Annotated in this window: 13 protein-coding genes; 2 read left to right on the plus strand and 11 right to left on the minus strand. The window is 63.4% G+C overall.

The annotated features are described in order from the left end of the window. Positions 1-3: 3 nt before the first annotated feature. A complete protein-coding gene (locus tag AC3IT9_RS27280; protein ID WP_150725077.1) occupies positions 4-1,245 on the minus strand; it encodes a D-amino acid dehydrogenase in 1,242 nt (413 codons plus the stop codon). Positions 1,246-1,354: 109 nt separating this feature from the next. Between AC3IT9_RS27280 and AC3IT9_RS27285 the strand changes: the two genes are divergently transcribed. Beyond that, on the plus strand, positions 1,355-2,272 hold the full coding sequence (locus AC3IT9_RS27285; protein ID WP_150725076.1) for a LysR family transcriptional regulator: 918 nt from the start codon (positions 1,355-1,357) through the stop codon (positions 2,270-2,272). Here the strand turns inward: AC3IT9_RS27285 and trhA are convergent. After that, positions 2,269-2,886: a PAQR family membrane homeostasis protein TrhA gene (trhA, locus tag AC3IT9_RS27290; protein WP_150725075.1), complete on the minus strand. Its 618-nt coding sequence runs from the start codon at positions 2,884-2,886 to the stop codon at positions 2,269-2,271. The genes AC3IT9_RS27285 and trhA overlap by 4 nt on opposite strands. A 131-nt stretch (positions 2,887-3,017) precedes the next feature. Between trhA and AC3IT9_RS27295 the strand changes: the two genes are divergently transcribed. Continuing rightward, entirely contained in the window at positions 3,018-3,932 is a 915-nt protein-coding gene (locus AC3IT9_RS27295) for a LysR family transcriptional regulator (protein WP_489271411.1), read from the plus strand. Between the two features lie 111 nt (positions 3,933-4,043). On the opposite strand, the gene madM is transcribed toward AC3IT9_RS27295, so the two are convergent. The 9 genes from madM to mdcA form a co-directional block, all read right to left on the minus strand. Continuing rightward, on the minus strand, positions 4,044-4,808 hold the full coding sequence (madM, locus tag AC3IT9_RS27300) for a malonate transporter subunit MadM (RefSeq protein WP_489271412.1): 765 nt from the start codon (positions 4,806-4,808) through the stop codon (positions 4,044-4,046). A 1-nt stretch (position 4,809) separates the two neighbouring features. Further along, positions 4,810-5,226: a malonate transporter subunit MadL gene (gene madL / locus AC3IT9_RS27305; RefSeq protein ID WP_489271413.1), complete on the minus strand. Its 417-nt coding sequence runs from the start codon at positions 5,224-5,226 to the stop codon at positions 4,810-4,812. Between the two features lie 65 nt (positions 5,227-5,291). Further along, complete coding sequence (gene mdcH / locus AC3IT9_RS27310; protein ID WP_489271414.1) at positions 5,292-6,203, minus strand: malonate decarboxylase subunit epsilon; 912 nt, start codon at positions 6,201-6,203, stop codon at positions 5,292-5,294. After that, a complete protein-coding gene (locus AC3IT9_RS27315) occupies positions 6,200-6,820 on the minus strand; it encodes a malonate decarboxylase holo-ACP synthase (protein WP_489271415.1) in 621 nt (206 codons plus the stop codon). Before AC3IT9_RS27315 ends, mdcH begins: the two co-directional genes overlap by 4 nt. Continuing rightward, positions 6,814-7,617 carry a biotin-independent malonate decarboxylase subunit gamma gene (gene mdcE, locus AC3IT9_RS27320; protein ID WP_489271416.1) on the minus strand — a complete coding sequence of 268 codons (804 nt, stop codon included), beginning with the start codon at positions 7,615-7,617 and terminating at the stop codon, positions 6,814-6,816. Before mdcE ends, AC3IT9_RS27315 begins: the two co-directional genes overlap by 7 nt. After that, positions 7,614-8,465 (minus strand): biotin-independent malonate decarboxylase subunit beta, encoded by an 852-nt coding sequence (locus tag AC3IT9_RS27325; protein WP_489271417.1) that lies wholly within the window; start codon positions 8,463-8,465, stop codon positions 7,614-7,616. The genes mdcE and AC3IT9_RS27325 overlap by 4 nt, the downstream gene beginning before the upstream one ends. Next, on the minus strand, positions 8,458-8,757 hold the full coding sequence (locus AC3IT9_RS27330) for a malonate decarboxylase subunit delta (RefSeq protein WP_007975424.1): 300 nt from the start codon (positions 8,755-8,757) through the stop codon (positions 8,458-8,460). The genes AC3IT9_RS27325 and AC3IT9_RS27330 overlap by 8 nt, the downstream gene beginning before the upstream one ends. Further along, positions 8,757-9,632: a triphosphoribosyl-dephospho-CoA synthase gene (locus AC3IT9_RS27335; protein ID WP_150725067.1), complete on the minus strand. Its 876-nt coding sequence runs from the start codon at positions 9,630-9,632 to the stop codon at positions 8,757-8,759. Before AC3IT9_RS27335 ends, AC3IT9_RS27330 begins: the two co-directional genes overlap by 1 nt. Beyond that, positions 9,632-11,302, minus strand: coding sequence for a malonate decarboxylase subunit alpha (mdcA, locus tag AC3IT9_RS27340; RefSeq protein ID WP_489271418.1), 1,671 nt, complete (start codon positions 11,300-11,302; stop codon positions 9,632-9,634). The genes AC3IT9_RS27335 and mdcA overlap by 1 nt, the downstream gene beginning before the upstream one ends. Between the last annotated feature and the right edge of the window lie 56 nt (positions 11,303-11,358).

An 11,358-nucleotide genomic window follows, 5' to 3' on the forward strand; every position in this document is an offset into this window, starting at 1 on the left:
TGTTCAGGCAGCCCGGTGGTTGAAACCGCGCAGGTCGATGGAAGGCCTGCGCTCGCCGATCAGCTCGCTGAGCAAGCGCCCGCTGCCGCATGCCAGGGTGAAACCCAGCGCGCCGTGGCCGAGGTTGAGCCACAGGTTGCGATACGCCGTCGCGCCCAGCAATGGCACGCCGCTGGGGGTGGCCGGGCGCATACCGGCCCACTCGACGGCTTCGTCATAGGCGCCGGCATTTGGAAAGGTGTCATGGGCCTGACGCTTGATCAGCGCCAGGCGCTTGGGGTCTAGCGCAGGGTCGAAGCCGACGATGTCGACCATCGCCGCCACTCGCAATTGCTTGCCGATGCGGGCGTAGACGATCTTGCGGTCGTAGTCGGTGATGCTCACGTCCGGCGCCCGGTGACCGGCGCCGATCGGCACGGTCAGGCTGTAGCCCTTGAGCGGATAAAGCGGCAGTTGCAGCCCGGGAAGCGCCAACAGCGGACTGCGATGACCGGCGGCGATCACCAGTTGATCGACCGGCAGCACTTGCTCACCCAGTTCGATGGCGTTGACGCTGCCGTTGCTGTGGCGGATGCCGGTCACCGCTTGTCCGAGACGAAACTCGCAACGGCCGGACGCTTGCAGCCGGGCGGCCAGTTGCTGGCAAAAGCCGTGGCAGTCGCCCACCTCTTCGTCCGGCGTGTAGATCGCCCCGACAAACGGCGCATCGATCAGCGCCGGTTCCAGTTGCGCGCATTCGGCCGGCGACAACACCTGCTGTTGCTGCGGGTCGGCCAGGCCCTGGCGCGCATGCTCGAAGCTGCTGTTCCGGCGGAAAGTCACCAGTTTGCCATTGCGCCGCCACTGGAATCCCGCCAGTCCATCGTCCTCGCGCCAGGATTTCAAGGTGTCCTGGCTGAACAGCGCCAGGCGCAGCAAGTGCGCGGCGTTCTCGCGGTTGACCGAGCGACGGCAGGCGCCGAGGAACGCCGCCATCCAGCGCCACTGGGCCGGGTCGAAGCGCGGGCGCAGCTTCAGCGGTGAGTCGCCGCGCAGCATCCAGCCGATGGCTTGCAAAGGCACACCGGCGTCGGCCAGGGGCGCGACATAGCGATAGGACAACTGGCCGCCGTTGGCGAAGCTGGTTTCGCTGCCCAGCGAGTCCCGTGCCTCGATCACCGTCACCTCAAAGCCGTCGCGCACCAGCGCATAGGCCGTTGCCAGGCCAATCACGCCGCCACCGATGATGCACACACGCTGAGCCATGTCCGTCCTTAAAAATGTTGTGAAGACGAGGCCAAGGTTAGAGCCAGGTGACAGACGCTGAACAATGCATAAAGATAGCAAACCCATAAACAAAGGTTATGGACTTGCCATGCGCCTTCGCCATATCGAGATTTTCCAGGCTATCCGCCAGACCGGTTCGATCAGCGCTGCCGCGCAATTGCTGCACGTCTCGCAGCCGGCGGTGAGCAAGGTGTTGCAGCACGCCGAGCAACAATTGGGTTTTCCGCTGTTCCTGCGGGTGCGCGGCAAGTTGCAGGCGACGCCGGAAGCGCTGGAACTGGAGCGCGAAGTGGACAAGGTCAGCGAAAGCCTGCAAGGCGTGCGGCGCCTGGCGCAGAGCCTGCGCCGCGAACCTGGCCACAGCCTGCGCATCGGTGCCACCCCGGCGCTGGCCCTGTCATTGCTGCCACCGGCCATTCACGAATGGACCGGGCGTTACCCGGACATCGTTTGCGAACTCTCCAGCGCCCACAGTCGCGAACTGGTGCAGAACCTGTTGATGCGCGAAGTGGATGTCGCCCTGACCCTGCAACGCCCGGATCACCCGGGGCTCAAGGCCCAGGCGCTGGCGTCCGGCGTGCTGGTGGCGCTGGCGCCGAGGGGTTACTGGCCTCAGGAAGAGGTGGGTAAACCGTTGCCGCTGATGGCACTGGCGGATGCGCCGCTGATCGGTTTATCCAGCGCCGATCCACTGGCCGCGCGGCTCGACAGTTATCTGGAAGCGGTCGAACCGCCGCCCCGGGTACGCATCGCCGTGCAAACCTACTCACTGGCACGGGCGATGGTGGAATCCGGCGCGGGCCTGGCGGTGATCGACCCGTTCACCGCCCTTGGCGCCTCTCCCGTCACCACAACGATCCGCCCTCTGGCACCGCCGCTACCCATCACCCTGTACGCAGTGACCCGCGCCGCCGAACCACCGCCCCACACCTTGAACGACCTGTTGCAGGTGTTCAGCCGTCGAGCCCGGGAGCAGTTGGATCGCCTGGTCCCGGTACAGCCTTAAAGCACATAAAAGAATATCGCCACAAAGTGCAGCAAGCTCCCGGCGATCACGAACAGATGCCAGATCCCGTGGGCATGGCGCAGGCGATGATCGAGGGCAAAAAAGATAATCCCGACGGTGTACAGCACCCCGCCCGATGCCAGCCACGCAAACCCGGCGGGGCCCAGCGCCGCGAGCAGCGGCTTGACCGCCACCAGCACGATCCAGCCCATCACCGCATAAATCACGATCGACAGAATCCGCGCTTCCGAACGCGGCTTGATCTCCTGCAGGATGCCAATCAGCGCCAGCCCCCAGACAATCCCGAACAAGGTCCAGCCCCACGGCCCGCGCAGGGTCACCAGGCAGAACGGCGTGTAGCTGCCGGCGATCAACAGATAGATCGAAAAGTGATCGACCTTCTGCATGATCGCTTTCTTGCGCCCGCGCACGCTGTGGTACACGGTCGATGCGCTGTAGAGCACCAACAAGGTAAAGGCGTAAATCGCCATGCTGACAATTTTCCACGGGCTGCCGTCGAGACTGGCCAGCACAATCAGCCACACTCCGCCGATAAACGCCGCCACAGCTCCGAGCAGATGCGTCCAGGCGTTCAGTCTTTCCCCGTGATACATGCGTTGCTCACCTCGAATTTCATTGTCGCAGAGCGCAAGGCTCAGGCTTGAAGCGTAAAAGCGCAATGTTTCTGTACGACGGGCCCGGCGTAATTGGGCACAATCGAGTCATTCCAAAAAGAGTCCGCCCCATGCTGATCGATGAAGAGTTGACCCTGAAAAAACTCGAGGTGTTCCTGGCCTTCATGCGCACCGGCAACCTGGCGCGGGCCGCTGCCGAGTTGCAGACCAGTAACGTCAGCGTACATCGGGCGATCCATTCCCTGGAAAGCGCCCTGCGCTGCCCCTTGTTCAAGCACGAAGGCCGCAGCCTGACGCCGCTGGAAAGCGCTTATGTGCTGGAAGAGCGGGCGCAGAAGCTGATTCAGGACGTCGTCGAAAGTGTGCGCCTGACCCGCGAAGCCGCCGGGTTCTCGGCCGAACGTTTCAAACTCGGCTCGCTGTATTCACTGACGGTGAAGACCGTACCGCAGCTGATCATGGGTTTGAAGATCCGCCGCAGCGAGCTCAACATCGACCTGATTCTGGGCTCCAATATCGACCTGCTCTACAAGCTCAAGAACATGGAAGTCGATGCGGCCCTGGTGTCGCTGGACGAGAGTGTCAACGATCCGGATTGCGAGCAGATCCCGCTGTTTTCCGACGACATCTTCCTCGCCACACCCGCCGACTCCAAGTTTGCCCAGCGAACCGAAGTCGACCTGGCCGAGGTCCGCGACGAAACCTTCATCACCCTGACCCAGGGCTTCGCCACCCATCAGGACGGCAAGCGGGTATTCGAGCAGGCGGGGTTTGAGCCGAAGGTGGCGATGCAGGTCAACGACATCTTCACCCTGCTGAGCATGGTCAGTTCGGGTGTGGGTTATGCGTTGCTGCCGGGGCGGATTGCGGCGGTGTACGAGAACCGGGTGAAGCTGATCCCGTTGCAGGAAAAGTACCGGTTGCAGCAGCACATTGGCCTGGTGTTCCTCAAAGCCAAGGAGCGTGATCCGAATCTGCTGGCGTTGCTGGCGGAGTGTCGGATGTATGCCAATCGGCAGGTCTGAAACCGCGTCGTCCCCATCGCGAGCAGGCTCGCTCCCACAGGAGAATGCATTCCAGTGTGGGAGCGAGCCTGCTCGCGAAGGCGTCTGAACATTCAATGACGATGTGGCGGGCTACCCAACAATCCCGCGCACAATGAAGTACAACAACGAAGGTCCCAACAAGCAGCCCAGCCCGGTGTGGAACGTCGCGGTCAACGCGCCATAAGGTACCAGACGCCGATCCGTCGCCGCCAAACCGGCGGTCACGCCACTGACCGTCCCGGCCAACCCACCGAACACCATCGCCGAGCGCGGGTTATCCAGGCCCATCCAGCGCGCCGCCATCGGCGTGCCGACCATCACCAGAATCGCCTTGATCAGGCCGGTGGCAATCGACAGCGCCACCACATCGGAACTGGCACCGATGGCCGCGCCGGTCACCGGCCCGACGATGTAGGTCACCGCACCGGCGCCAATGGTGGTCATGCTCACCGCATCGCGATAACCGAATGCCCAGGCCATGCACGCGCCGACAATAAACGGCAGCACCGTGCCCAACAGCAGCGCGATCACGCCAATCAAACCGGCCTTTCTCGCTTCCGTGGCCTGCACCTCGAACGCCGTGGCGACGATGGCGAAGTCCCGCAGCATGGCGCCGCCCATCAGCCCGATGCCGGAAAACAGCGTCAAGTCCGCCAGGCCTTTTTGCCCGCCGGTCATCGTACCGCCGACCCAGGCCAGTACCAGGCCGATGACGATGGCAATCGCCGAGCCGTGGATACGCCCGAAGGTCAGGCGTTTGGAGATCACCACTGACACCCACATGATCACGCCGACAAAGGCGAATGCGGTGACCAGGCCGTTGTGTTCCAGACCGTTCTTGATGAGATCCCACATATCAGCGACCTCCTGCCGGTGTGCCAACCAACGTTACATCCACCGGTTCATCGGGCAAGGGTTCGCCTTTGTGGGTCCGGCTGATCAGGGCAATGGTGCAGCCGCAGATCACCACCGAACCGATCGCCGCCAACACCGCCACCGGACCACCGTGCAGCGCCGTGACCACGTTTTGTTGCGCCGCCATCGCCACCACCACCGGGATGTACATCGCACCCCAGAAACCGACGCCCAGCTCGCAATCCTTGGTCATGCCGCCACGGTTGTGCATCCACAACCGTGCGCATATCAGCAGGATCATCGCGATCCCGACACCGCCGACGTTTGACTTCACTCCCAGCAACACACCGAGCATGTCACCCATGATCACCCCTGCCAGCGTACAGATCGCCAACAGCGCCACACCGTAAATAATCATTGTTGTAGTCCTCAAAGTGCATTTCGAATGTTGTTTTTGTTGTTCGAAGCCTTAAGTCCGATGGTCTAGGAGTGACGGTTGCCCTCCTCACGCATCAACGCCTGCAAGGTATCGAGGCGAGCACCGTCGAAGGCAATCACGGTGCCCTGCTCGAACACCCGGCGCGCCAGCCCGGTCAGCACCGCACCGGGCGGCAGTTCGATCTGTAGACGTACGCCGCGCTCGTAGGCGCTTTGTACCGTGCCGCGCCAATCGACGATGCGGCACATGTTGAAGGCCAGGTCGTCACGCAAGGTTTCAGGCTTGATCAGCGGACGCGCGCGACTGCCGCTCAGGTAACCGATCTTCGGAGATTGCAGTGGCACTTTGGCGAAGGCTTCGGCCAGTCGTTGCGCGGGAGCCTCAAGCAATGGGCAATGGGACGGCACGCTCACTGCCAGACGCTTGACCAAGCCAGCTCCGCAACCCTTCGCCAACTCGGCCACCGCTTTCATCGCCGCGTCGCTACCGGCAATCACCACTTGGTTATCGGTGTTGATATTGGCCAGATAAACCGGCATTTCTTCGCTGTGCACCCGGGCCAGCAATCCTTCCACCGTGGCCAGGTCCAGACCGATGATCGCGGTCATGCCGTAGCCCTGTGGATAAGCCTGCTGCATCAACTCACCGCGCAGGCTGACCAGATGCAACGCATCGCTGAAACCCAAGGCGCCAGCCACCACCGCTGCCGGGTAAGCGCCGATCGACAAGCCGGCCACGTAATCCGGGGTCATGGCCAACTGACGTGAAGCGGCGACGCCGGCGATCAGCAGGCAAAGCTGAACCGCCCTCGTCGACTGCAACGCCTCGGCAGAATCCAGCTGCGTCACATCTTCACCGAGCAGGTCGCTCGCCTCGTTCAACGTTTCCCGAGGCAAACGCGCCAGCATTCCGGGTTGTTGCGCGCCCTGGCCGGGGAACACCAGCAAGCGGCTCATGCTGCTTGCTCCTGCGGATTCCACGGATCAGTAACCAGAGTCGCTTGAATGGCATTCTTCAGCAGGACCCGCGACGAAGTACCAGCCCATTCGCGCAAGGAAATGGCGCCCGACGGTGTCTGCAATTGCAGGTCCACGCGGCACACGGCGGTATCAAGAATCGCCACCAACGCCTGGGCGTCGACACGACTCAACGGACGTGGCGTACGCAGGATCAGGTCGAGATCGCTGCCCTCATGCAAAGCGGAAAACCCACTGGCCAACTCGAACCCGGCGCTGCCGCTGACGCCCCAGACCCAACCACTGTCATCGAGGTGCGAGCGCAGTTGCGCCAAGGCCCGTAGCGCCGGGAAATCGCGCTGGCCTTGAACATGGCAGAGTTCTTCCGGCCGCACCCGCCGCGTGACGGCAGCGACTGCCATCACCGCTGCAAATCGCTGTTCGCGCAACGTCCCGCGCACGCCCACTGCCACCTGCCCCGCCGCGCTCAAGGCACGACGGACCACCACCGGCTGGCCGGCACTGATCGACTCGATCACCCAGGCAGGCGCATCCGCCGGCAACTGCTGCGGGGTCATGCCCCACAGCAGGTCGTGAGCCAATAGCGTGCTCACCACTGCGCTCTCAGCAATTGGCGAACCTTGCTCGACGCCGCCCGATTGGCCGCACCCAGGCGACCGCTCAGATCACGGCCAGCGGCGGCCGCATCACCAAATGCCTGATGCAGGCACTCGGTCACCCGCGCCAGATCCGCCACCGTCGGCTGCTCGATCTGTTCCACCGACAAGGTTTCCCACAACAGCCCGAGGCTGGCGTAGCTGTCGATGTCATAGGCCATCGGCGGCACGCTTGCAGCCAGGGCTTCGAGCTCTTCGACGCTGCGCAAGGTCACCCGCGCCGCCGACGCCTTGCCCATGGCGTGCACCATCACCCCCGGATCGCGCAGGGCGATCAAGCGGTTGGCCTGATAGCCGTGGGCCAGAAACGCCCCGGACATTGCCTTGCCCACCAACAAGCCGATCACCGCATGACCGGCCAGACGGGCACGGGCATAACTGCCCGCCGCAGCGGCCAGCGCCTGATGAATGCCGAGGGCTTCCTCCCGTCGACCGTAAGCCTGGCTCGGCACGTCGACGATGGCGATCAGGGCGCGTTTACGCGCCTTGTTCTGATCGGCAGCGATGACTTCATCCACAGCCTTGGCTAGGCCCCAGCCTTCGAGCAACCCCACTTCGCCGTTGCGTGCACGGACGAAGCGGTTTTCCGGGTCGGCCACCACTGCGATGAAACGCACAGGCTGATCGCCCAGCGAACCGTCCGCGACCTTCAGCGAAGCCGGCAAACCCTCGACCGCTTTCGCCCCGGTACTCAAGGCGTTGAACCAGTTCAGGCCTCGCAGGGAATACGAACTCATGGACGTTCTCCTTGGTACAGATCGCGAACCACGGACGGCTCGATTTGCGGTTCGGCATCCAGACGCGCCAACCGTTGCAGGAACAGCTCGGCCTGTTGGCTACGTGGTTGTGCCGGCAAACCTTGCTGGAGCAACTCACCTACCTGCTGTCGGATCTGCGCCACGTCGTCGGTAACATAGCGATCCACCAGGCCACTGGCGAAGCGCTGCTCGCCACCGGTCAGGCTCCAGATAAAGGGCCGGTCGCGGGAGTCGTACTCCTCGAGTCCGGCTTCCTGTTCGATCACCTGCGGGCCGTTCAGGCCGAGTCGCGCTTCCTGGGTCACCAACAGATAGCTGCACAACCCGGCGGCAATCGACATGCCGCCAAAGCAACCGACGCTGCCCGCCACCACACCGACCACGGGTTGGTACTGCTGCAAATCGACAATCGCCGCGTGGATGTCGGCAATGGCCGCCAGGCCGAGGTTGGCTTCCTGCAAGCGCACGCCGCCGGTTTCCAGCAGCAGCACGGCGCAGGTCGGGATGCCGTTGCGGTTGTCTTCGGCGGCCAGTTCCAGTGCGCCGGCAATTTTTGCTCCGCCGACTTCACCGAGGCTGCCGCCCTGGAACGCACCTTCGATGGCCGCGATCACCACCGGCAAACCATCGAGATTGCCCTTGGCGATCACCACGCCGTCGTCGGCTTGTGGCACCACGCCCTGGCGCGACAGCCACGGCGACATGATCCGTTGAAAGGGGTCGAGCAGTTCGCGGAAGGTGCCGGCGTCGAGCAAGGCCTTGGCCCGTTGCCGGGCACCGAGTTCGACGAAGCTGTGTTTGTTGAGCAGGGATGCGCTGTCAGTCATGGCCGATCTCCTCGAAGCCCTGTTCCAGACGCAGGCGCACCACGCCGGGTGTCGCGCCGAAATCGTGGATATCGATATCCATGGCCGGTGGCGTCTGGCCGTCGAACATACGTGCGAACAGATGCTGCCAGCGTTGTTCACTGCCATTGACCGAGGTCTGCACATTGATCGTCAGCTTGCCGGCCTGGCCCGGTTCGATCAGCACTTCCAGATCACCCGAGCCGACACAGCCCACCAGGGTGCGACCGCGTGGCGGCTGCCCGGCGGGGAATTCAAAAGATAAGGTTTCCATCAAAACGCTCCCTGGATAAGGCCGTCGTCCGAGCCGATACGGTCGATGAACAGGCAGGCTGCGAGCAGGTCGGCAGCACCGCCGGGCGAGGCATTCAACGCGATGAGTTGTTGGTCCAGCTCATGCAGGCGGCGACGTCCGCCGAGGCTGGCACTGCCACCCGCATCGAGCACCGCCCGGGCGCCCAGTTGCATGGTGTTCAGGCCTTCTTCACCGGCGCGGTAAAGCACACAGGTGTCGGCCAGATTCGTCATGATCGCCAGCAGCGCATCGAGCCGGGCGTTCTGTTCGCCATGGCCGGCGGCACGGCTGCGCAGCAGTTGTGGCAGGGCACGTTGGGTCACCGCCGGAAAACCCAGTTGCGCTTCTTCACGGGCACCGCGAGCGCCGTAGCGCTGGGCGACTTGCGCACCGTGACTGAGTGGACGTGGTGCAAAACGGTCGTCGAGCAAAGCCAACCGCGCAGCCCGTAACGCCACGCTATTGGCGCTGCAGGATTGAGGTTCCAGTGCAGCGGCAGTGATCAACAATCCCAAGGCCCAGATCGCCCCACGATGGGTGTTCACCCCACCGGTGGTGTCGAGCATCGCCTGCTCGCCTTCGCGACCGATGCGGCCCACGGCTTCGCGCAGGGGCAAGCCGATTTCGCCGAACTCGATGGCGGCTTCCGCCATTTCTTTAAAAGCCGGCCACAAGGACAGCGCCGAGGCGTGCATCAGCCCCAGGTGCAAATCGGTGTGGGCGCCTTTGCCGCGACGGTCGACCAGTGCCGGTTTTGGCGACAGATCAGCCTCATCGATCAGTGCGTCCACCGCCAGGTCCGCCAGCCGTTCGGCCAGGCTCAAGCTTTTTGGTTGCAGGTTAAGTGCGTGCATTACCAACTCCTGAACTTGGCGGGCGGGTTGTAGAGGCCACCGGACCATTCCACCAGATCGGCCACGCTTTTCGCCGCGAGCAGTTCGCGAGTGGCGTCGGTGCGGCGGATGCCGAGGTCTTCGGGCAAGGCGATCAGGCCTTCGCGGCGCATCCGCGCGGTGTCTTTGGGGTTGTGGCGCAGGCCGATGGCGGTCACCCCGGCGACAGCGGCGATCATCGCCTGGCGTTCTTCCAGCGAGCGCGCCTTGTACAGGTAGGCGATGCCTTCTTCGGTCAACAGGTGGGTCACGTCGTCGCCGTAGACCATGATCGGTGCCAATGGCATGCCGCTTTTCTTCGCCACATCGACCGCATCGAGGGTTTCCACGAAAGTCGGTTTGCCGCCCTCCTGGAAGGTTTCGACCATCTGCACCACGAGCTTCTTGCCACGTTCGAGCATCGGCTCTGCCACGTCGGTGTTGCGCATGTCGAGCCAGGCCGGTGTGCTGTGACGACGGCCGCGCGGGTCGTGGCCCATGTTCGGTGCCCCGCCGAAACCGGCCAGGCGCCCGCGCGTCACGGTGGAAGAATGACCGTCGCCATCGACTTGCAAAGTCGCGCCGATGAACAGGTCCACGGCGTATTGCCCGGCCAGTTGGCTGAACATCCGATTGGAACGCAGGGAGCCGTCGCGCCCGGTAAAGAACACATCCGGCCGCGCCGCAATGTAGTTCTCCATCCCCAACTCGGTGCCGAAGCAATGCACGCTTTCGACCCAGCCGCTTTCGATGGCGGGAATCAGGGTTGGGTGCGGGTTGAGCGTCCAGTTGCGGCAGATCTTGCCTTTGAGGCCGAGCGATTCGCCATAGGTTGGCAGGATCAGTTCGATAGCAGCGGTATTGAAACCGATGCCGTGGTTGAGGGATTGCACGTTGTGTTTTTCGTAGATTCCGCGGATCGCCATCATCGCCATCAGCACGTGCACGGGCTTGATGTGCCGAGGGTCGCGGGTGAACAGCGGTTCGATGTAGAACGGCTTGTCGGCCACCACCACGAAGTCGACCCAGGAGGCGGGAATGTCCACCCGCGGCAGGTCGCTGACGTCGTCCACCAACTGGTTGACCTGGACGATGACGATGCCGTCGCTGAAGGCCGCCGGTTCGATCAGCGCCGGGGTGTCTTCGGTGCTCGGCCCGGTGTAGATGTTGCCGGCGCGGTCGGCCATGAACCCGGCCGAAAGCACGACGTTGGGAATCAGGTCCACCACCAGCCGTGCGTAGAGTTCGATGTAGGTGTGGATCGCGCCGATTTCCAGCAGGCCGTCTTCGAGCAACTGGCTGATGCGCAGGCTCTGGGTGCCGGCGAAGGAGAAGTCGAGCTTGCGGGCGATGCCGCGTTCGAACAGGTCCAGATGCTCGGAGCGTCCGACGCTGGGCATGATCATGTGCAGGTCATGCAGCTTCGCGGGGTCGGCCTTGGCCAGGGAACGTGAAAGAAAATCCGCCTGCTTCTGGTTGTTGCCTTCGAGCACCACGCGGTCGCCAGGCAGGATCAGCGCTTCAAGCGCCGCGACGATGTTGTCGGTGGGCAACACCACACCGTCGGCCAGGCCTCGCACCAGCTCGAGGCGCCGCTGCTTTTCGCTGCGCCGCCGCGTCCATCGCGAGTCGGGGGATATTGTTGTTGTCATGACCACTCCACGGGTTCGCTGTCGTGGAGCTACCTTAGGAGTGTTGGGCGTAGCGT

The sequence above is a fragment of the Pseudomonas sp. KH_046_1 genome, from assembly GCF_057839025.1.